The 20,292-nt window shown below is 63.1% G+C and carries 18 protein-coding genes; 5 read left to right on the forward strand and 13 right to left on the reverse strand.

The window, feature by feature from the left end; genetic code table 11:
• The first annotated feature begins 8 nt into the window (after positions 1 to 8).
• Positions 9 to 1,160 (forward strand): CapA family protein, encoded by a 1,152-nt coding sequence (locus J2X76_RS07680; protein WP_310214512.1) that lies wholly within the window; start codon positions 9 to 11, stop codon positions 1,158 to 1,160.
• Here the strand turns inward: J2X76_RS07680 and J2X76_RS07685 are convergent, their stop codons facing one another.
• Complete coding sequence (locus J2X76_RS07685) at positions 1,161 to 1,886, reverse strand: response regulator (protein WP_113130202.1); 726 nt, start codon at positions 1,884 to 1,886, stop codon at positions 1,161 to 1,163.
• Positions 1,887 to 2,005: 119 nt separating this feature from the next.
• Here J2X76_RS07685 and J2X76_RS07690 point away from each other — a divergent pair, with 119 nt between their 5' ends.
• Positions 2,006 to 2,761 carry a helix-turn-helix domain-containing protein gene (locus tag J2X76_RS07690; RefSeq protein ID WP_113130203.1) on the forward strand — a complete coding sequence of 252 codons (756 nt, stop codon included), beginning with the start codon at positions 2,006 to 2,008 and terminating at the stop codon, positions 2,759 to 2,761.
• 11 nt (positions 2,762 to 2,772) lie between these two features.
• Positions 2,773 to 4,695: a PAS domain-containing sensor histidine kinase gene (locus J2X76_RS07695; RefSeq protein ID WP_113130248.1), complete on the forward strand. Its 1,923-nt coding sequence runs from the start codon at positions 2,773 to 2,775 to the stop codon at positions 4,693 to 4,695.
• A 123-nt stretch (positions 4,696 to 4,818) separates the two neighbouring features.
• On the opposite strand, the gene ccoS is transcribed toward J2X76_RS07695, so the two are convergent.
• From ccoS to J2X76_RS07755, 12 genes are all read right to left on the reverse strand, one after another.
• Positions 4,819 to 4,965, reverse strand: a complete 147-nt coding sequence (ccoS, locus tag J2X76_RS07700; protein WP_007757373.1) for a cbb3-type cytochrome oxidase assembly protein CcoS — start codon at positions 4,963 to 4,965, stop codon at positions 4,819 to 4,821.
• Positions 4,962 to 7,253, reverse strand: coding sequence for a cation-translocating P-type ATPase (locus tag J2X76_RS07705; RefSeq protein ID WP_310214524.1), 2,292 nt, complete (start codon positions 7,251 to 7,253; stop codon positions 4,962 to 4,964). The genes ccoS and J2X76_RS07705 overlap by 4 nt, the downstream gene beginning before the upstream one ends.
• Complete coding sequence (locus tag J2X76_RS07710) at positions 7,250 to 7,744, reverse strand: FixH family protein (protein WP_310214778.1); 495 nt, start codon at positions 7,742 to 7,744, stop codon at positions 7,250 to 7,252. Before J2X76_RS07710 ends, J2X76_RS07705 begins: the two co-directional genes overlap by 4 nt.
• Before the next feature lie 11 nt (positions 7,745 to 7,755).
• Positions 7,756 to 9,345 (reverse strand): cytochrome c oxidase accessory protein CcoG, encoded by a 1,590-nt coding sequence (ccoG, locus tag J2X76_RS07715; RefSeq protein WP_310214526.1) that lies wholly within the window; start codon positions 9,343 to 9,345, stop codon positions 7,756 to 7,758.
• A 201-nt stretch (positions 9,346 to 9,546) separates the two neighbouring features.
• Positions 9,547 to 10,410 (reverse strand): cytochrome-c oxidase, cbb3-type subunit III, encoded by an 864-nt coding sequence (gene ccoP, locus J2X76_RS07720; protein WP_310214781.1) that lies wholly within the window; start codon positions 10,408 to 10,410, stop codon positions 9,547 to 9,549.
• Between the two features lie 17 nt (positions 10,411 to 10,427).
• A complete protein-coding gene (locus tag J2X76_RS07725; RefSeq protein ID WP_007762698.1) occupies positions 10,428 to 10,580 on the reverse strand; it encodes a CcoQ/FixQ family Cbb3-type cytochrome c oxidase assembly chaperone in 153 nt (50 codons plus the stop codon).
• A 12-nt stretch (positions 10,581 to 10,592) separates the two neighbouring features.
• Complete coding sequence (ccoO, locus tag J2X76_RS07730) at positions 10,593 to 11,324, reverse strand: cytochrome-c oxidase, cbb3-type subunit II (protein WP_113130208.1); 732 nt, start codon at positions 11,322 to 11,324, stop codon at positions 10,593 to 10,595.
• A gap of 12 nt (positions 11,325 to 11,336) precedes the next feature.
• Positions 11,337 to 12,962 carry a cytochrome-c oxidase, cbb3-type subunit I gene (gene ccoN, locus J2X76_RS07735; protein WP_113130209.1) on the reverse strand — a complete coding sequence of 542 codons (1,626 nt, stop codon included), beginning with the start codon at positions 12,960 to 12,962 and terminating at the stop codon, positions 11,337 to 11,339.
• A 149-nt stretch (positions 12,963 to 13,111) separates the two neighbouring features.
• Positions 13,112 to 14,170, reverse strand: a complete 1,059-nt coding sequence (locus J2X76_RS07740) for an ABC transporter ATP-binding protein (protein ID WP_310214531.1) — start codon at positions 14,168 to 14,170, stop codon at positions 13,112 to 13,114.
• Between the two features lie 6 nt (positions 14,171 to 14,176).
• On the reverse strand, positions 14,177 to 14,968 hold the full coding sequence (locus J2X76_RS07745; RefSeq protein ID WP_310214784.1) for an ABC transporter permease: 792 nt from the start codon (positions 14,966 to 14,968) through the stop codon (positions 14,177 to 14,179).
• The gene (locus J2X76_RS07750; protein ID WP_113130212.1) at positions 14,965 to 15,789 is read right to left on the reverse strand and encodes an ABC transporter permease; all 825 of its coding nucleotides are present in this window, start codon (positions 15,787 to 15,789) and stop codon (positions 14,965 to 14,967) included. The genes J2X76_RS07745 and J2X76_RS07750 overlap by 4 nt, the downstream gene beginning before the upstream one ends.
• A gap of 89 nt (positions 15,790 to 15,878) precedes the next feature.
• Positions 15,879 to 16,919, reverse strand: coding sequence for an ABC transporter substrate-binding protein (locus J2X76_RS07755; protein WP_113130213.1), 1,041 nt, complete (start codon positions 16,917 to 16,919; stop codon positions 15,879 to 15,881).
• 271 nt (positions 16,920 to 17,190) lie between these two features.
• Here J2X76_RS07755 and J2X76_RS07760 point away from each other — a divergent pair, with 271 nt between their 5' ends.
• Together J2X76_RS07760 and J2X76_RS07765 are read left to right on the forward strand one after the other, a co-directional pair.
• On the forward strand, positions 17,191 to 19,065 hold the full coding sequence (locus tag J2X76_RS07760; protein WP_310214537.1) for an adenine deaminase C-terminal domain-containing protein: 1,875 nt from the start codon (positions 17,191 to 17,193) through the stop codon (positions 19,063 to 19,065).
• Between the two features lie 119 nt (positions 19,066 to 19,184).
• Positions 19,185 to 20,288 carry an NADH:flavin oxidoreductase/NADH oxidase gene (locus tag J2X76_RS07765; protein ID WP_113130214.1) on the forward strand — a complete coding sequence of 368 codons (1,104 nt, stop codon included), beginning with the start codon at positions 19,185 to 19,187 and terminating at the stop codon, positions 20,286 to 20,288.
• The last annotated feature ends 4 nt before the right edge of the window (positions 20,289 to 20,292 follow it).

Consider the following 20,292-nt stretch of genomic DNA (forward strand, 5'->3'; position numbering starts at 1 on the left):
ACTGAACCATGCTCACCGTCGCCGTTACCGGCCAGATCCTGATCCACGGCCCCCTCGACCTCTGCGGCGAGGGGCAGGCCGAGGTGCGGGATTTCCTGGAGGCGGATGTCGCCTTCGGCAATCTCGAGGCGACGGTGGAGACGGCGGAAGCATGGCCGACCAAGACGAAGACGCTGCACCTGGCGACGCCGGAGGCGCTCGTCTCGGTGCGGGAACTCGGCCTTCACGCGGTGACGCATGCCAACAACCACGCCTTCGATCTCGGTCCGCCGGGCATCGCCTCGACGCGCGCCGCGGTGGAAACGGCGGGCTTGAAGCTCGCCGGCAGCGGAGCGGATATCGAGCAGGCCGCGGCACCCGCGATCGTGCCGGGACCTCACAAATCGCTTGCCATATTCTCCGTCGACCTCGGGCCGCAGCCGGACATCAACTATGCCTCGGCGGAGCGCGCCGGCATCGCACCGCTGCGAATGAAACGGACCGTGAGCGTGCCGGCCGACGAATTCGAGACTCTGAAGCGGATCGTCGTGACGCTCGGCGACGACAAGCGCGGCGCCGCGCGTGCCGCTGTCGGTTATGACGCAGGCGAACGCCCGGATCTCGACGTCTTCGGCACGCCCGTCGTTTCCGGCGAGGCGATCGCAGCCCGCTGGGCGGCCGACGGGAAGGACATGCAGAGGCTTGTCGACGGCATCGAGGCCGCAAAGACGATAGGGGATCTGGTGGCGGTGGCGATCCACGGCCATCACTGGGATGCGAACTGGAAAACGACGCCCGACTGGCTCATCGATCTCTGCCGCAGCCTGATCGACAGGGGTGCGGACCTGGTGCTCGGTACCGGCGCGCCCGTCATGCAGCCGATCGCATTTCACCGGGGACGGGCGATCATCGCCGGACTGGGCAATTTCGTCTTCCACACCGGACGGCCCGCGACCTATGACGAAAAGGGTGTCGATGTCTGGCGCAGCGCCGCAATCCGGCTGACGCTTGCCGATGACGGCGCGTGCGAAAAACTCGAACTGCTGCCGGTTTCGGTCGGCAGGCCGGCGGATCACGGCTTGCCTGTGGGGCCGGTTCCGCTGCGAGGGCCGGACGCAGACGATATCAGGGAAAGAGCCCTTTCCGGGCTTTCGGCTGCAGACCGGCAGCGCGTCGCCTGATCAGCCGAGCTTGCCGGTAAAAATGTAACCGACGCCGCGGACGGCCTTGATGAGCTGCGGATGTTTGACATCCGCCTCGATCTTGCGGCGCAGCCGGACGATCTGGGCGTCGATCGTGCGGTCGAACGCGTCGAGCTGCCGTCCCCTCGTAACGTCCATCAGGAAATCGCGCGTCAGCACGCGGCCCGCATGCTGGACGAAGGCCGCCAGCATGTCGAATTCGCCGGTCGTCAGCTCCACCTCGCCATCTTCGGCCGACAAGAGCTGGCGCCTCGAAAGATTGAGCGTCCATCCTTCGAAGCGGACGATCTTCTCCTCGTTTTCCTCCTGCTTCGGCTGGGCCGGCTGGCGGCGCCGCAGGATGGATTTCAGCCGTGCGTGCACTTCACGCAGGTGGAAGGGCTTTGCGATGTAATCGTCCGCGCCGATTTCGATGCCGAGGATCCGGTCGACCACGTCGTCGCGGCCGGTCAGCATCATGATCGGGATGTCCGACTGCATCCGGATTTCCCGGGCCAGATCGAAGCCGTCCTGGCCGCCGGGAAGCGAAAGATCGAGAAGGATGATGTCGATTTCCTGCTTCTTCAGCTGCGCGCGCATTTCCTGCCCGTCGGATACCGCGTTCACGGCATATCCTTCGCCCTCGAAATACCGCGTCAGCATCTGGCGGATTCGGGGGTCGTCGTCGACGACGAGGATATTGGCGGAGCTGGCAGGAGATGACATCAACAGGGAACCGGCGTGTTACAGATTGTTACCAATTAGAACCGTCTTTCACAGAACTAGCATTCGCGCGTTACCAGGATTCGGTCAACTGCCTCAACCAAACGGATAGGGGCAGTTTCATGTTTGTCACGGATTATGCGAAGACCTTCAACGCCGCAGCAGCAAGGCCGCTGGACGAGCCGGACTGCCTGCATTCGCTGTTTGCAAAACAGCCGGTCGAATATCTTGCGGCTGGCCAGGCCCTCTTTTTCGAGGGCGACGAGGCCAAACATATTTTCGAAGTCATGGATGGCACATTGCGGGTTTTCCGGATCATTTCGGACGGAAGGCGGGTAATCACAGGGTTCCTGCATGCCGGCGATGTCATCGGCGTCTCGTTCCGCGACAATTACATCTACACGGCGGAAGCCATCACCACGGCGAAGATCCGCCGGCTGGCACGCCGGCAGTTCGAGGCCGCCGTCATCAATTCCGAGAGCCTTCGGCCCAAGGTTTTCGCCCGGGTATGCGACGAAATGGCCGCAGCCCAGGACCAGATGGTGCTCCTGTCGAGCAAGAGCGCCGAAGAGCGGCTCTGCACTTTCCTCCTGAGATACCTGAGACGCGCCATGGCCGAAGGCAATGCGCAGCCGGTCGTCGAACTCTCGATGAGCCGGCAGGACATGGCCGATTATCTCGGCCTGACGATCGAGACTGTTTCGCGTACTATCACCAGGCTCATCGGCAAGGGCGTGTTGAATGTTCTGGACCCGGCCGCCCGTCATTCCATAAGAATCGAACGGCCGGGAATGCTTGCGCAACTCGCCGGAGACGACGATGACTGTGGAGACATGCGGCGCGACCTGATCGCTCTCGGTGAGCGACGGCGCCATTAGACGGAATGGATATGACCGGGAATACAGGATCCGAAGCCACGACGGAAAGCCAGCTCGATGCCGTCACTTTTCTTCTCGACGATGCCAACCTTATCGTCCACGGCGTTGACGGCATCATCAGCCGCTGGACGACCGGCTGCGAGGAGCTTTACGGCTGGCGTCGGGAAGAGGCTCTCGGCAAGGTCGTCCATGATCTTCTGGCGACACAGTTTCCTGAACCGCTCGACGAGATCCGCCGTCACGTCCAGGCTCATCATGCGTGGCAAGGCGAAGTCGTCCATCGACACCGACACGGCCACAAGGTCTTCGTGGCAACCCGCTGGGTGGCCGTCAATCCATCGAGCGACGGGCCTTCGATCATCATTCAAACCAACAACGATATCACCGAGATGAAAAGGGTGCAGAACGATCTTGCCGAACGCGAAGCGCACCTGCGCTCCATTCTGGACACCGTTCCGGAATCGATGATCGTCATCGACGAAGTCGGCTGCATTTCGTCCTTCAGCGCCGCCGCCGAACAATTGTTCGGCTATTCGGCCGAGGAAGTCTGCGGACAGAACGTCAAGATGCTGATGCCATCGCCCGACCGCGACGCCCATGACGGATATATCTCCCGCTATCTTACCACCGGCGAGCGCCGGATCATCGGTTACGGCCGCGTGGTGACCGGACAGCGCAAGGACAAAAGCGTCTTTCCGATGGAACTTGCGGTCGGCGAGGCCGTCACCAACGGAAAACGCATCTTCACCGGCTTCGTCCGCGACTTGACCAGCCGTCACAAGATCGAAGAAGAGCTGCGCCAGGCCCAGAAGATGGAAGCGATCGGCCAGCTGACCGGCGGGCTGGCGCACGATTTCAACAATCTTCTGACCATCATCAGCGGCAATCTCGAAATGATCGAGAACAAGCTCGCGGATGCTGGCCTGCTCGAACTGCTGCATGAAGCGCAGGGCGCGGCAGAAGACGGCGCCAAGCTTACCGGCCAGCTTCTCGCCTTCGGGCGCCGCCAGCCGCTCAATCCGAAGCTGGCGGACGTCGGCAATCTCGTATCCGGTTTTTCGGAGCTCCTCAGGCGTACGCTCGGCGAAACGATCGAGCTTCGCACCACGGTGACCGGCGTCTCTAACGAAGCGCTGGTCGACGGATCGCAGCTTCAGAACGCGCTTCTCAACCTGACGCTCAATGCCCGCGACGCGATGCCGCGCGGCGGCAAGCTGTCGATCGAGATCTCCCGCGTCCGGCTGGATGTCGATTATGCGCAGATGTATCCCGATGTCCGCACCGGCGATTTCGTGCTGATCTCGGTGACTGACACGGGCGTCGGCATGTCTCCCGAGGTCAAGGACAAGGCCTTCGAGCCTTTCTTCACCACCAAGGGCCTCGGCGCCGGAACGGGCCTCGGCCTCAGCATGGTCTATGGTTTCGCCAAACAGTCCGGCGGACATATCCAGCTTTATAGCGAGCCGGGACAGGGCACGAGCGTCAGGATCTTCCTGCCGGTGGCGCACAAGGCCGAGACGGCGGATCCGTCGGCCGCCGAGACCGGCTCGAAGGCCGCTTCCATCCCCGGCGGCACCGAAAAGATCCTCGTCGTCGAGGACGATCCGCGGGTCCGGCGTATCGCCGTCTCCCGGCTGACGCAACTGGGTTATCGCGTTATCGAAGCCGCGAACGGCCAGGAAGCCCTGGACCAGCTCGGCCAGCACGACGGCATCCATCTGCTTTTCACGGACATCGTGATGCCGGGCGGGATGACCGGCGACGAACTGGCGGCCGAAGTGCGTGCGAGGCGGCCCGGCATGAAGGTGCTGTTCACCTCCGGTTATGCCGAGCCGGCGATCGCAGGACGGGAGCTCGCCCAATCCGGCAGCTGGCTCAAAAAGCCCTATACCGCAAGGGAACTCGCGGTGCGGCTTCGCGAACTGCTCGACTGAAAAGGATGAAAAAGGGCTGCATCTGCAGCCCTTTTTTCATCGAGAGACATTCCCCGAAATCCCCAGGCAGCCGTCCGTTGGGGTTGCGCCCGCACTGGTCCTGCGTTTGTCCGAAATTCCCGATCATTCCGGCGGGTCGTCCTGAAGCACGCGCCAGGAGGCGCCCTCGAGGTCGTCGTACTGGCCGCTCTTCAGCGACCAGAGAAAGGCGAAGAGGCCGAGACCGCCGAGGAAAAGCGCGATCGGAATGAGGTAGATGAGCATGTTCATGCGACGCGAGCCTCGCCTGGATGAGCCGTGGTCGTGCCGTTGCTCGCTGTCACGTCAACCTCGCCGACGCTCCCCGGTCGGCTGAGCCGAAGCGCATTGGCGACGACGATGATCGATGAGGTCGACATGGCAACGGCGGCAATCAGCGGCGTTGCATAACCGGCAAGCGCGATCGGCACGGCAATGACATTGTAGCCGATGGCGAGCGCGAAATTTTCGCGGATCAGCCGCCCTGCCCGGCGCGAGATATCGATCGCCAGCGGCACGGCTTCCAGGCTGTCGCGCATGAAGACGAAATCCGCAGCCTGGCGGCCGACATCCGCCGCCGTCGCCGGCGCGATCGAGACATGGGCTGCGGCGAGCGCGGGCGCGTCGTTGATGCCGTCGCCGACCATCAGCACCTTGCGGCCGCTGGCTCCGAGCGAGGTGCAGAACTCGGCCTTCTGTTTCGGCGAAAGTTCCGCCTGCCAGTGTTCGAGGCCGAGGCGGATGGCGAGATCGGCAACCACCCGGCGTCGGTCGCCCGACAGGATGCCGGTCTCGAAACCGCTGGCGCCAAGCGACGCCGTGGCAGCCAGGGCACCGGGGCGGAGCGAATCGTCGAAGCGGAAGGTGGCAATTTCCCGAGCGTCGAGCGAAAGGACCGTTTCCGTCACGGTATTGCCGGGACTTCCGTCATCCGGCACGGACAAGGCGAAGCGGCGGTTGCCGAGCCGGTAGATACCGGCCGGCGTTGCCGCTTCCAGCCCCTGGCCCGGGATTTCGGTGACCGTTTCAAAGATTGCAACGGGGCCGGATACCGCCAACGCCAGGGTCTGCGAAAGCGGGTGGCGCGAATGGACGGCAAGCCCGGCGGCCAGAGCGAGCTGCTTCCTGTCGAACCGCTCGATATCCAGCAGCCGGGGGCGGCCCAGGGTCAGGGTGCCGGTCTTGTCGAAAAGCACCGTGTCGATTTCGGCAAGGCGCTCCATGGCCGAACCGTCCTTGACCATGATGCCGTTTTTGAACAGCCGGCCGGCCGCGACCACCTGCACCACCGGCACGGCAAGGCCGAGCGCGCAGGGGCAGGTGATGATCAGGACGGCGATGGCGATCAGCATCGCCTGTTTCCAGTCACCGCCGATGAAACCCCAGGAGAGGAAGGCGGCGAGCGCCAGGAAGTGGACGGCAGGCGAATAATATTGCGCAGCGCGATCGGCGATCCGGCGATAACGCGCCCGCCCGCCCTCGGCCGCTTCCATCAGCGAAATGACTTCGGACAGGAAGGAATCCTTGGCGGCAGCCGTCGCCTTCAGCACCAGCGAACCGGTGAGGCTGAGCGTCCCGGCCTGTATCATGTCGCCGACCCGGACGGGCCTTGGAGCGCTTTCGCCGTTGACGATCGAGACGTCGATATCGCTTGCACCGCTTTCGACGAAGCCGTCGACCGGCACCCGCTCTCCGGCGGCGATCGCCACCCGGTCGCCCGGGCGGATCTCGTCCACCGGGCGATATTCGCGCGCGCCGTCCGCACTGACGATCGTGGCGCCGCGGGGAGACAGTCGCGCAAGGCCGCTGATCGCGGCGCGCGCCCGGTCGCGCATGACGTGGTCCAGCGTGCGGCCGATCAGCAGGAAGAAGAGGAGCGAGACGGTCGCATCGAACCAGGCGTGTTCGCCGTGATGCATGGTTTCCCAGAGCGACACCGCATAGGAGAGCGTGATGGCGAGCGCGATCGGCACGTCCATGTTGGTGCGGCCGCGGCGAAGCGCATTCCAGGCCGACTGATAGAAGAAACGGCCTCCGTAGATCAGCGCCGGTGCCGCGATCAGCGCCGAAATCCAATGGAACATGTCACGCGTCGAGGCATCGGCGCCCGACCAGACCGAAACCGAGAGCAGCATGATGTTGGCTGCCGCAAAACCGCACAGGGCAACGGCGCGGATCAGGTCGCGCTGCAGTTTCTCGCCGACTTCCTCGGCATTCGAGAAGAGATGCGCATCGTAGCCGGTGGCGTCGACGATGGCCCTGACCAGCTCGACCGGATCGGTGGCGCCGTCTTCGACCTTCTCCCGCCAGACAATCGAAACGCGTTTGGTGGAAAGATTGACGCGCGCCCGCTCCACGGACGGCAAGGCATTGAGCGCCTTCTCGATCGTCGCGATGCAGGTGCCGCAATGGACCTGCGGAACGCTGAGATCGGTCTGGCGCAGCCCGGGCGCAACCGCCCGGCTGGACAGCGTCAATTCTTCCGAGGATGGAAGCGGGTGGTCCGGATATCCTTCCGTTCCCGGCGCGCAGCAGCTCATTCTGCCCTCCTCAGAACAGCGATCCGTTCGGCCTGATGCAGGATGCGCTTGCCGTTCCGGATGGCGCTCGCATCGACGATCCAGTGGCCGGGCAGGATTTCGTGGGTGGCCGTGAAGACGCCCTTGCCGACGGGAACGAGGTCGAGTTCGAAATCCTGGTGTTCGCCGACCGGCCGCTTGAACTTGAGCGTCAGCGTATCAGCGGTTACCGGCCCGTCCTTGGGGTGGAAGACCTCGTAACGGATATCGGATCCGTTGACGGTGATGCGACCCGTGATGCCGCTTGCCGTCAGTGTCCGCGCTTCGGCCGCCTTGCCGTTGAACTGCTGGCTGGCGACATAGGTGTTTTCCGCCACCAGCCCGCTCCAGCTGGTGACCGCGTTATAGGCCATGTAGAAATTCACCGAGATGATGGTGCCGAAAAAAAGCACCAGCACGCCGACCATGTGCCAGCCAGTGAAAACGAAGGATTTTGCAGGCACCGTATTCATTTTCGTCATGCTCACTTTCTGGCTCCCGGCGTGTTGAAGACCGCTGAATAGCTGTCCTTTTCGTGGCTCGACCGGTCCTCGGCGATGAAATGGAAATCGACGGTCTCGGCGGAAACGGCTCCCTTGGGCAAGGTCACGAAGACCTTCAGGGCCAGCGTCTTGTCAGGCTCGACCTGTACGGCGAAGAGTCGGCCCGGCACATCGGTGACCCCGGTGATCTTCATCGTCGCTTCGGGCAAGCCTTCCATCGAGACCAGGATCGTGCGCGGCTCGGGGATCATGTTGAGCAGGCGGATCGTGTAGCCGTTGCGGATGGAACCGTCCGATTCCAGCACGAATTGCGGGTTGCGATCATGGAGCACATTGACCTCCAGCCGATCGCGCGACAGCAACGCGAACACGAGCCCAAGGCCGACGGCCGACCAGACGCCGAAATAGATCAGCGTGCGCAGCCTAAAGATCACCCTCCAGTCGAAGTGGCGAACCTTGTCGACGAAGGAACCATCCGGATTGCGCACCCGCGCCGGGTCGATTGCCGTCGTGCCGCCGCTCGTCGCCAGCGCCATGTTCGTCTCGTACTCGTCGAGCGTCGCATAGGCGATGAGGCCGCGCGGCTTGCCGATCTTGTCCATCACTCCGTCGCAGGCATCGATGCAGAGCGCGCAGGTGATGCAGGCCATCTGCTGCCCCTCGCGGATATCGATGCCCATGGGACAGACCGCCACGCAGGCATTGCAATCGACGCAATCGCCGACCGGCTGCCCGGCTGCCGCCGCCTTCTTGGCGTGGCGGCTGCGCGGCTCGCCGCGCCAGTCGTTATAGGTGACGACCAGCGAGCTCTCGTCGAGCATGGCGGCCTGGATGCGCGGCCAGGGGCACATGTAGATGCAGACCTGTTCGCGCAGCAGCCCGCCGAGCACATAGGTCGTGGCGGTCAGGAACGCGACGGTCGAGTAGGCAACCACGGCGGCATGGCCCGTGACGAAATCGAAGGCGAGCGAGGGCGCATCGGCAAAATAGAAGATCCAGGCACCGCCCGTCGCAACCGCGATCGCCAGCCATGTGGCGTGTTTGGCAACCCGCTTCCAGAGCTTGTCGAAGCTCCAGGGCGCAGCATCCAGCTTGATGCGGGCATTGCGGTCGCCCTCGATGAAGCGCTCGACGACCAGGAAAAGATCGACCCAGACCGTCTGCGGACAGGCATAACCGCACCAGGCGCGGCCGACGGCCGAGGTCACGAGGAAAAGGCCGAAACCTGCCATGACCAACAGCCCGGCGACGTAGAAGAATTCCTGCGGCCAGATTTCGATGAAGAAGAAATAGAACCGACGGCTCGCGAGATCGACGAGCACCGCCTGGTCGGGCGCGAACGGACCGCGATCCCATCGGATCCAGGGGGTCAGGTAATAGATGCCGAGGGTTATCAGCATCACTAGCCACTTGAAGCGGCGAAAACGCCCTTCGGCCCTTTTCGGAAAGATCTTCTTGCGCTTCTCGTAGAGCGGCTTGTTCGGTTCACCCGGCGAATGCACGGGCCGGACATCGATCCGCTCGACGGACGATCCATTCTGTTCCAGATGCGGGGCGGTATAGAGATTCATGAGCCAATCCTTTGGCTCTTATTCTTGCATCGTACTGCGCGGCGCTCCTTGACCAAAGTCAACTGGCAAAATCGATGGGATTGCGGCTTTCTGTCGGAACCTCCCGTCTCGGGCAGGGGAGAAACCACGGGCTGCAAAAGACAGACGGCCGGAGCAGTCGCGCCCCGGCCGGTATTACCCCGATTATCCTCGGAAACGCAGTTATTCCCCGCCGCCAAGCGAGTGGATGTAGACGGCGAGCTGCTTGACGGCGACGTCACCGAGACGACCCTCCCAGGCGGGCATGACGCCGTGCTTCGGAGAGCGTATCTGGGCCGCGATCTCCGCCTCCCCCTGCACCTTCAGCCAGATGGCGTCGGCAAGGCTGGGCGCGCCGAGGTCGCGGTTGCCCTCGGCCTTCTCGCCATGGCAGGAGACGCAATTGTCGGCGAAGAGCTGTTTTCCGGGCTCGACCATCGAGGGATCGCGCGGGGTTCCGGTGAGGCTCACCACATAGGCGGCAACCTGGCGCACTTCGTCCGGCTTCAGCATATCCGTAAAGGCCGGCATTTCGGAGATGCGGGTCTCCCCGTCGGCGGGATCGCGGACGCCATGAGCAATCGTCTGATAGAGGGCGTTGATATCGCCGCCCCACAGCCAGTCGTCGTCGTTGAGGTTGGGATAACCCCGCCCACCCGTTGCACCCGTGCCGTGGCATGGGGTGCAGTTGACGCGGAAGGCCGCGGCGCCGCCGGCGGTCGCGAACTGGTTGAGCTGCGGATCGGCGACGATCGCTTCCAGCGACGATGCCGAGATCTTTTCAAGGATGCCGCCTTGAGCAGCCTTAGCGCCATCGAGATCCGCCGCGAGTTCGGCGCGGCTCGAATATCCGAGCAGGCCCTTCGTCGCGTCGGTCAGAAGCGGGATGGACGGATACGCGATTGCGTAACCGATTGCCCACAGGATGCAGGCGTAGAACGACCAGAGCCACCAGCGCGGCAAAGGATTGTTGAGTTCGCGGATGCCGTCCCACTCGTGGCCGGTGGTTTCGATGCCGCTCAGATCGTCGATATGTTTTTCCGCCATATGTTTTTCTGGCATGTTCAATCCTCCTTCAGAGGGATCCGGGCGGCCTCGTCTGCAGAGGCTTTCGCGCCGGGGCGCAAGGTGAAGACGAGAACGCCGAGAAAGAACAGGGTCATGGCAAGCAGACCCCAGCTATCGGCGAAGTGGCGCATGGCCGTATAGAATTCCATGACCCTATCTCCTCAGCGGTAACCGGCGGCATCGTCATAGGTCGAGAAATCGACCAGCGTGCCGAGCATCTGCAGGTAGGCGACCAGCGCATCCATCTCCGTCAGGCTCTGCGCATTGCCGTCGAAATCGCCGACCTTGGCCTTGGGATAGCGGGCAAGCAGGCCGGACGTGTCGGCATTCGGATCCGCCTGGGCGGAAAGATCCGCCTTGGCGCTGGCGATCATTTCGTCCGAATAGGGGACGCCGACCGCGCGGTTCGCCTTCAGCGACATCGAAACGTCGGTGACCTTGAGCGGCGTCTCCTTGAGGAAGGCGTAGCTCGGCATCACCGATTCCGGCACGACGTCGCGCGGTTCGGTCAGGTGCTGGACGTGCCATTCGTTCGAATAGCGGTCGCCGACACGGGCGAGATCCGGGCCTGTGCGTTTCGATCCCCACTGGAACGGGTGGTCGTACATGGATTCGGCCGCCAGGCTGTAGTGACCGTAGCGCTCCACCTCGTCGCGGAAGGGGCGGATCATCTGGCTATGGCAGACATAGCAGCCTTCGCGGATGTAGATGTCGCGCCCGGCAAGCTCGAGCGGCGAATAGGGCCGCATGCCTTCCACCTTCTCGATGGTGTTTTCGAGATAGAAGAGCGGTGCGATTTCCACGATGCCGCCGATCGAGACGACGAGCAGCGAGCCGACCAGAAGCAGGGTCGCGTTTCGTTCGATGAACTGGTGTTTGTCGAGAATGGACATGGATATCCCTCCTTATTCGGCCGGCTGGAGAGCGGCGGGGGAAGCGCCACCCCGAACCCGCTCCTGCCGTTGATGGCCGAGGATGGTCATTGTGACGTTGAAGGCCATGATGAGCCCGCCGGCGAGGTACATGGCGCCACCCACCGCACGCAGCAGGTAGTAGGGGAACATGGCCGCGACCGTTTCGGCGAAGGAATAGACGAGGAAGCCCTGATTGTCGTATTCGCGCCACATCAGGCCCTGCTGGACGCCGGCGACCCACATGACGGCGGCATAGACGACGATGCCGAGGGTGGCGAGCCAGAAGTGCCAGTTGACCAGGTCGAGACTGTAGAGGCGCTCGCGGTTCCAGAGCTTGGGCGTCATGTAGTAGACGGCGCCGAAGCTGATCATGCCCACCCAGCCGAGCGCGCCTGAATGCACGTGGCCGATCGTCCAGTCCGTATAGTGGCTGAGCGAGTTGACGGCCTTGATCGACATCATCGGGCCTTCGAAGGTCGACATGCCGTAGAAGGCGATGGCGATGATCATCATCCGGACGATCGGATCGGTGCGGATCTTGTCCCAGGCGCCCGAGAGCGTCATCAGGCCGTTGATCATGCCGCCCCAGGAGGGCATCCAGAGCATGATCGAGAAGACCATGCCGAGCGTCTGCGCCCAGTCGGGCAGCGCCGTGTAGTGCAGGTGGTGCGGGCCGGCCCAGATATAAAGGAAGATCAGCGCCCAGAAGTGAATGATCGACAGCCGGTAGGAATAGACCGGCCGGTTGACCTGTTTCGGCACGAAATAATACATCATGCCGAGGAAGCCGGCGGTCAGGAAGAAGCCGACCGCGTTATGCCCGTACCACCACTGGGTCAGCGCATCCTGCACGCCGGAGAAGGCCGAATAGCTCTTGACACCGAGGAAGGAGACCGGCACCGCCAGGTTGTTGACCACATGCAGCATGGCGATGGTCACGATGAAGGCGAGATAGAACCAGTTCGCCACATAGATATGCGGCTCCTTGCGGATGAGGATCGTGCCGAGGAAGACAGCGAGATAGGCGACCCAGACGACCGTCAGGAAAAGGTCCACATACCATTCCGGCTCGGCGTATTCGCGCCCTTGCGTAATGCCCAGCAGATAGCCGGTTGCAGCCATGACGATGAAGAGCTGGTAGCCCCAGAACACGTACCAGGCGAGATTGCCGCCGAAAAGGCGTGCCCGACAGGTGCGCTGGACCACATAAAAGGACGTGGCGATCAGCGCGTTGCCGCCGAAGGCGAAGACGACGCCTGACGTGTGCAACGGGCGCATGCGGCCGAAATTGAACCAGGGTTCGATGTTCAGGTCGGGAAAGGCAAGCTGGAGAGCGATGACGACGCCGACCAGGAAGCCGACGACGCCCCAGAAGACCGTGGCGATGGTGCCGTATTTGACCACCTCGTCGAAATATTCGGATTTTGCCGGCGCGCTCGCCGCGAGCTTCGGCGGCGCGAAGGAAACCTTGCGCAGCAGAAGGACCGTGCTGATGAGCAGCACGAAGAACAGGACCCACATATGCGCCGCAAACAGGCTATCATGGGTATAGGCGGCTGCGAGCAACGCCAGGAAGGTGCCGATCGCCAGCCAGATTGTTTCTGAGACGTAATTCATGGTCTTTGGCCTCACAGCGCAGATACGCTGCCGGTTGAAGGATTGTGACCATGATGGACTGACATACGGACCGCTTCGGGGGTTTGACTTGCGTCAAAGCTCCCCCGAGTAAACCGCCTCGCAGGTAATTGTACGGATCTATTCCCGGATCAATCTTCCGGATCGAGGATGCAGCACTGTTCCGGCAGCGGGGTGAGGACAGCCCGCGCGCCGGCATCCAGCGGATCCGAAAGTGGGCCGTTGGCCGTGATTTCGCCCGCGGCGGTTTCGCATTTGTACTGATAGGCGCGGCCGAGATAGGTGCGCGTCCCGAGCAGAGCCGGGATGCCCTCGCCGTCGCGGCGGACCGCGAGCCCGTCGGCGCGGCAGGCCAGGATGAAATCGTCCTTGATCGGGCCGAACAGATCCTGGGAAAGATGAAGCCGCGTGCCGCCGGCGGCTTCAGCCGTGACGATTGCCGCCTGGCGTTCGACGACCTTCATGCGGATCAGGTTCTCGAAACCGACGAAGCGGGCGACGAAGGCGCTGGCCGGCTTCTGGTAGAGAACTTCCGGCGTATCGAGCTGCAGGATGCGGCCGGCATTCATGATCGCGACACGGTCGGAGATCGAAAACGCCTCTTCCTGGTCGTGGGTGACGTAGAGCGAGGTCGTGCCGTTGGCGCGTTGGAGCTGGCGGATCTCGACGCGCATGTCGATCCTGAGCTTCGCGTCGAGGTTGGAGAGCGGTTCGTCGAACATCAGGAGCGGCGGCTCGATGACGAGAGCCCGGGCGAGCGCGACGCGCTGCTTCTGGCCGCCGGAAAGTGCTGCCGGCAGGCGGTCGGCGAGCGGCGCGAGGCCGACGCGTTCCAGCATTGCCATTGCCCGTTTCGCCCGATCCGGCTTGGCAAGGCCACGCTGCTTGAGGCCGAAGGCCACGTTGTCCAGCACCGACAGATGCGGGAAGAGCGCATAGTTCTGGAAGACGAGGCCGATATCGCGGGCATGGGCGGGCAGTGTCGTCAGGTCGCGATCGCCGAGCCGGATCCGGCCGCTGGTCGGCTGCAGGAAACCGGCCACGAGGCGCAGCGTCGTCGTCTTGCCGCAGCCGCTGGAGCCGAGCAGCGACACGAGTTCGCCGGCGGCGACGGAAATCGACAGGTCCTTGAGAACCTGGGTGGTCCCGTAATGGGCGGAAAGGTTTTCGATGGTGAGGGATACGGTCACGGGAACCTACTTGGTCAGGAATGTAAGGCCGAGCGTCGCTTCGACGATCGCCATGACGCCGACGGTCACCAGCATCAGAAGCACGGAAACGGAGGCGATCGTCGGGTCGAAGAACTGCTCCATATGCGCAAGGATCTGGATCGGCAGGGTCGAGATGCCGGGACCGGTCAGGAAGACCGACACCGACACGTCGTTGATGGAAGTGATGAAAGCCAGAATGAAGGCGGCGATGACGCCGGCGCGGATGTTCGGCAGCACCACGGTCATGAAGGTCTTGAGCGGCGGGCAACCGAGGCTTCGGGCGGCTTCCTCGATCGAGAAATCGAAGGAGGCAAGGCTGGCGCCGACGACGCGTACGGAATAGGGCAGGATCAGCAGCGCGTGGCCGACGACGAGACTGATGAAGACCGGCAGGCCGAGACCTATGGTAATCGACTTCATGAGCGCGAAACCGAAGACGATTTCCGGCACCAGGATCGGCAGAACGAACAGCGTCGAGAGCCAGCGCGGCAGCTCGACACGGTAGCGGTTGAGCGCATAGGCCGCCGGAATGCCGATCAGCAGCGACAGGCCGGTGCCGAGAAGCGCCACCTGCAGGCTGGTGATCGCCGTGTGGCGGAAGGCCTCGATCTGGAAGATGTTGGCGAACCAGCGCAGCGTCAGCCCCTGCGGCGGAAAGGTGAGGAAGGTCGTGTCGCTGAGGGCGGCGCCGACGATGATCACCAGCGGCGCAAGCAGGAAGAAAAAGACGAGGATGGCGAAAGCGCCAAGAATGGGATGAATACGCGTCGGCATCAGACCGCCATCGGGTTGAGACGGCGTGCCATACGGCTCATGATGAGCACGACGCCGATGGTTATGACCACCATGATCGCGGCGATCGTCGATGCGCCGACCCAGTCGAAGGTCACCATGGCGCGCTGGTAGAGGAAGGTGCCCATCATCATCTGCTTTTCGCCACCGAGAAGCTGGGGTGTCGCGTAGGAGGTGAAGCTGCCGGTGAAGACCAGCACCGCGCCGACGATGAGGCCGGGGGTTGCGAGCGGCAGGATGACCTGGAGAAAGGTCGGGACCGGGCGGGCGCCAAGCGAGGCGGCGGCCTCGATGAGATCGCGCGGAATTCCCTCGAGCACGCCGACCAGGGTCAGGATCATCAGCGGCACGAACAGGTAGACCATCGCGACGATGACGGAGCCTTGCGTGTAGAGCATCGACAGGGGCTCACCGATCAGCCCGACCGACATCAGGACGTTGTTGACGATGCCGTTCTTGCCGAGAATGATCAGCCAGGCGAAGGAGCGCACGACGACGCCGGTCAGCAGCGGAAAGACCGCGGCAATGATCATGATGCTCTTCAGGCGTCCCGGCATCTGGGCGATGACGTAAGCCGTGATGAAGCCGACCACGAGGGCGATCGCGGTAGTGATCAGGGCGATCTGAAGCGTGCGGTAGAGGACCGCCATGCGGAAGCCGCTCTTGAAGAAGGCCGCATAGGTGGAAAACGGTCCGCCCGCTTCGCCGAAGGTGGTGGCGATCGTCAAAAGGACGGGGATCACCAGAAGCAGGATGACGGCGATCGTCGCCGGCATCGTCAAACTCCATCTGGCAAGCTTATTCATCTGGTGTTCTTTCAAAAGCAGGAGCGCCGCGTTGGTAGCGGCGCTCCGTTCTCAATTCAACCATACCGCCGGTTCGGGCGGCGTCGAAATTACTTGCCGAAAACCTCGTTCCAGCGATCGATCCAGTCGGTCTTGGCAGCGTTCATCTTGGCATAGTCGACGCGGGTCAGGCTCGAAACCTGGTCGGCGCCATAGGTCCAGATCTTCGCCTGGTCTGGGGTGAGCACGACCTTGGTGGAGATCGGCGCGTCAACGCCCTGCTCGGCTTCCTTCTGCTGCACGTCCTTCGACAGGATGAAGTTGATGAACTGGTGAGCCAGCTCGACGTTGGTCGAGCCCTTCGGGATGTTGACGGTGTTGAGCGTGGCGATATCGCCGTCCTTCAGCTTTGCCCAGGTCATCGTCTTCACTGCGGCCTGCATGGAGGCGAGCGTGAAGTCCTGGCCGATCGCAACGCGCACTTCGCCGGTCGAGATCAGGTTCACCAGTTCGGAACCGGTATTGTAGTTCTTGACGACGTTCGGCTTCAGCGCTTCGATGGCCTTGAACGCGCCATCGGTATTGGCGTAGGGATCGACGCCGGCATGTTTGCCGGCTTCGGTGACCACCATCGGGCCGGCCGTGGTGGTGATGCCGGGAAGAGAAACCGAGCTCTTCAGGTCCGGACGCCACAGATCGGCCCAGGAGGTGATCGGCGGGTTGACCTTGGCCGAGTCATAAACGAGGCCGATGCGGCCGATCGTGTAGGCCGGGCCATACTTGCCCTGCGGTGCGCGGCCGAGTTCGTAGATTTCGGAGAGGTTCGGGATCTTCGCCGGATCGACGGGCTGGAAGAGGCCCTGCTCGATGCCGAGCTGCGAGAAGCTGTCGGTCAGGTAGATGACGTCGACGCCCTTGCCGTCACGCAGCTTCAGCTTGTTCAGGCGGTCGGCATTGTTGCCGGTTTCGAAAACGATGTCGCAGCCGCAGATCTTCTTGAACGGGTCGATGATATTGGCGGTCATCTTCTCGCCGTTGTAACCCCACCAGGAAATGGTGAGCGTCTTCGACTGGGCGCTTGCCGTTGCCGCGCCGCCGAGCGTCGCCAGAAGAGCAAGGGTTGCCAATTGGGTGAAACGAGTGGCCTTCATAAGGCGTGTCCTTTTTTCGAAAAGCGGCGTTGATGCTCCCCTGGGCACCCCCGGGAATTGAGGGCGATACTATTTTTTGAACGCCCTGGCCGCAAGCCCAATTATTAGGCATGAACATCGAAAGACGCGATTTTCTTTAGGTTTAAAATACTACCTACTGCAGGTTGATTTCGGGCTGCGGTTCGGGTGCGGATGCGCGGTTTGCGACGGTTTACACGACCGGACATCGTCTTTAGGGTCCGGCGATCCAAACCTGACAGGCATGCTCCCGATGACGATTTCCGCCCCCCTTCCCGACGACCTGCTGATCAACGCAGCCGACGAGGTCCGCATCCGCCAGGACCTGGTGCTGACGGCGCTCGGCAAACGGCCGGCAGACCGGCTGCTGCGGGTGGGAAGATTGCTCGACGTCCACAGCAGGACATGGCTCGAGGACCAGGAGATCGTCATCAAGGGCCGCCGGATCGCCTATGTCGGCCCGGCCGGCAGTTTTACGGGCGAGGTGGCCGAGCGCAGCCATGAACCGGATCTCTCCGCAGTGCCGGGTTTCGGCGAGGCGCACAAGCATATCGAAAGCTCGCACCTGACGCCGGAATGGGAAGCGGCGCTGGTCATGCCGCATGGCGTGACCTGGACCTGCGAGGCGAGCCACGAGTTCTCCAACGTCAATGGTGCCCGCAACCTGGAATTCTGGCTGGAAGCCCGCCGCCGCGGCTCGCCGATGAAGATCTTTCCGCTGCCGGGATCGGCCGTGCCGCCGACGGCCTATGAATGGGGCGGCGGCTATTTCGGTCACGATGAGCAGAAGCAGTTCATGGGCGAAAGCCTGATGGTCGCCGGTCTCGACGAGGTGATGGACTGGCCGTCGATCTCCGACCCGTCCAATCCCTCCTATGACCGGCTGTGGGGCATGATCGGCGCCACCTTCGAGAGCCGCGGCGTGGTCGAGGGGCATGGCGCTGGCTTGCGCGACCTGCCGTCGATCAACGCCTTCGCCGCCGCCGGCCTCGCTTCCGATCACGAGGGCTGGTTCCTGGAGGAGGTCTGGCAAAAGCTGCAGCACGGGTTGTTCATCGAGCTCAGGCCGCATTCGCTGCCGGAGGTCATCCAGGGGCTCATCGAAAAGAACCTTGCCGACTGGTCGCAGGTGGCTTTCGTCACCGACGACCGCAGCGCCTCCGACACGCTGAAGATGGGCGCGACCGATTACAACGTGCGCCTCGCGATCGAGAACGGCCTTTCCCCGGAGATCGCCATCCAGTGCGTGACGCTCAACCCGGCGCGGCATATGCGGCTGACGCCCTGGGTGGGCTCGATCGCGCCCGGCCGTTTCGCGGATGTCGTGCTGCTCGATGATGTCGAAAAGCTGTCGATCGCCAAGGTCTGGGCGGATGGCGGGCCGGTGTCGCAAGGCAAGACATTTACTGGCGCGCGCCCGCAAATCGGTTGGCCGGAATGGGCGACGAAGACGGTGAAGATCGACCGGCAGGTGACCGCGGCCGATTTCCGCATCGAGGCGCCGGTAGATCGTGCTACCGCCAATGCCGCGCTGCTGCGGCCCTTCCATTGGTCCGACGAGTTCATCACCATGGAACTGCCGGTCAGGGATGGCGTCGTGCAGCGCGACCACGACCGCAACGTCACCAAATTCTCGATCGTCGACCGGTTCTCCGGCGAGGCGAAGGTGTCGAAGATGTTCTGGCTCGGCACCGGGCCGCGCACGCCGGATACGGCGCTCGGATCGACGCTCGGCCACGACAAACACAATATCTGGGTGGTCGGCTCCTCCGACGAGGCAATGGCGATGGTCGCCAATGCGCTCAATGAACAGCAGGGCGGATGGGTACTGGTGTCAGGTGGCAAGGTGATCGCCCGCGTCCACTACGAGGTCGGCGGGCTGATGACGGCGCGGTCGGCGAAAGAACTCGATGCGGAAATGCAGGCGCTGTACAAGGCCGGCGAGACGATCGACTGGATGTACGAACCGACGTTTTCGCCGCGCTGGTGGCCGGGCTTCCCGGAACGGCTGTCATTTGCGACGCTGACCTGCTCACCCTGGCGCTGGGTGCTGGTGGCGCCGTCGGAGCGGGCGCCGGACGGGTTCGTCAACGTGTTGACCGGCGAGACGCATCCGATCGTCTGGTAGGCCGCTCTCTTCAGCGTGACTTGAAGAGATCCGGTTGATTTGCCACAACGCCGGGATCGATTTCCGGCGCAAGTCCATCCTCCCACCTCGGCGCCGACGATCGCGCAAAGGAACCCGTCATGGCCCAGCCCGCTCTCTTCACTCCGCTCCGTGTCCGCAATCTGGATCTCTCCAACCGCATCGTCATCGCGCCCATGTGCCAATATTCGGCCGAGGACGGCTGCATGACCGACTGGCACCTCATCCATCTCGGCCAGCTCGCGCTTTCCGGCGCCGCACTTCTGACGATCGAGGCAACCGGGGTGACCCCGGAAGGCCGGATCACCTATGCGGATGTCGGGCTTTACGACGACGCGACCGAGAAGGCGATGGCCCGCACCATCGACAGCATCCGCAAATGGTCCGACATGCCGATCTCGGTGCAGCTCGCGCATGCAGGCCGCAAGGCTTCGACCGACAAGCCCTGGCTTGGCGGCAGCCAGATCGCCCCGGACCACGCCAACGGCTGGCAGACCGAGTCGGCCTCGGCGATCCCGTTCAATCCGAAATACGTGCCTCCCGTCGCTCTCGACAAGACCGGGCTGAAGAAGGTTCGCGACGCCTTTGCGGCCTCTGCGGTGCGGGCGGCAAGGATCGGGCTCGATGCGATCCAGATTCATGCGGCCCATGGCTACCTGCTGCACCAGTTCATGTCGCCGCTCGCAAACCAGCGGACGGACGAATATGGCGGATCGCTGGAAAACCGCCTGCGTTTTCCGCTCGAAGTTTTCGATGCCGTGCGGCAGGCATTCCCCTCCGACAAGGCTGTGACAGTCCGCGTGTCGGCGACCGACTGGGTCGACGGCGGCCTCGATATCGACCAGACAATCGCCTTCGCCCAGATGCTGGATGAAAGGGGCTGCGATGCGATCCACGTGTCGAGCGGCGGGCTGCATATCGAGCAGAAGATCCCGCTCGGCCCGAACTACCAGGTACCGTTGGCACGCGCCGTCAAGGCGGCGGTGAAGATGCCGGTCGTCGCGGTTGGCCTGATCACCGAACCGACACAGGCGGAAGCGATAATTTCGACCGGCGATGCGGATATCGTCGCGATTGCCCGCGCGGTTCTCTACGATCCGCGCTGGCCCTGGCATGCGGCGGCGGAACTCGGCGCCCAGGTGAAGCCGGCACCGCAATATCTGCGCTGCCAACCCTCGCAGTTCCGCAACCTGTTCACGGCTTGAGGAA

It is taken from the genome of Neorhizobium sp. 2083 (assembly GCF_031455615.1).
Lineage (GTDB): Bacteria > Pseudomonadota > Alphaproteobacteria > Rhizobiales > Rhizobiaceae > Neorhizobium.

Bases quoted from the DNA above. Each gene is read 5' to 3' on its own strand.
- J2X76_RS07680 (WP_310214512.1), top strand. From the start codon at position 9: ATGCTCACCGTCGCCGTTACCGGCCAGATCCTGATCCACGGCCCCCTC.
- J2X76_RS07685 (WP_113130202.1), bottom strand. From the start codon at position 1,886: ATGTCATCTCCTGCCAGCTCCGCCAATATCCTCGTCGTCGACGACGAC.
- J2X76_RS07690 (WP_113130203.1), top strand. From the start codon at position 2,006: ATGTTTGTCACGGATTATGCGAAGACCTTCAACGCCGCAGCAGCAAGG.
- J2X76_RS07695 (WP_113130248.1), top strand. From the start codon at position 2,773: ATGACCGGGAATACAGGATCCGAAGCCACGACGGAAAGCCAGCTCGAT.
- ccoS (WP_007757373.1), bottom strand. From the start codon at position 4,965: ATGAACATGCTCATCTACCTCATTCCGATCGCGCTTTTCCTCGGCGGT.
- J2X76_RS07705 (WP_310214524.1), bottom strand. From the start codon at position 7,253: ATGAGCTGCTGCGCGCCGGGAACGGAAGGATATCCGGACCACCCGCTT.
- J2X76_RS07710 (WP_310214778.1), bottom strand. From the start codon at position 7,744: ATGAATACGGTGCCTGCAAAATCCTTCGTTTTCACTGGCTGGCACATG.
- ccoG (WP_310214526.1), bottom strand. From the start codon at position 9,345: ATGAATCTCTATACCGCCCCGCATCTGGAACAGAATGGATCGTCCGTC.
- ccoP (WP_310214781.1), bottom strand. From the start codon at position 10,410: ATGGCGGAAAAACATATCGACGATCTGAGCGGCATCGAAACCACCGGC.
- J2X76_RS07725 (WP_007762698.1), bottom strand. From the start codon at position 10,580: ATGGAATTCTATACGGCCATGCGCCACTTCGCCGATAGCTGGGGTCTG.
- ccoO (WP_113130208.1), bottom strand. From the start codon at position 11,324: ATGTCCATTCTCGACAAACACCAGTTCATCGAACGAAACGCGACCCTG.
- ccoN (WP_113130209.1), bottom strand. From the start codon at position 12,962: ATGAATTACGTCTCAGAAACAATCTGGCTGGCGATCGGCACCTTCCTG.
- J2X76_RS07750 (WP_113130212.1), bottom strand. From the start codon at position 15,789: ATGAATAAGCTTGCCAGATGGAGTTTGACGATGCCGGCGACGATCGCC.
- J2X76_RS07755 (WP_113130213.1), bottom strand. From the start codon at position 16,919: ATGAAGGCCACTCGTTTCACCCAATTGGCAACCCTTGCTCTTCTGGCG.
- J2X76_RS07760 (WP_310214537.1), top strand. From the start codon at position 17,191: ATGACGATTTCCGCCCCCCTTCCCGACGACCTGCTGATCAACGCAGCC.
- J2X76_RS07765 (WP_113130214.1), top strand. From the start codon at position 19,185: ATGGCCCAGCCCGCTCTCTTCACTCCGCTCCGTGTCCGCAATCTGGAT.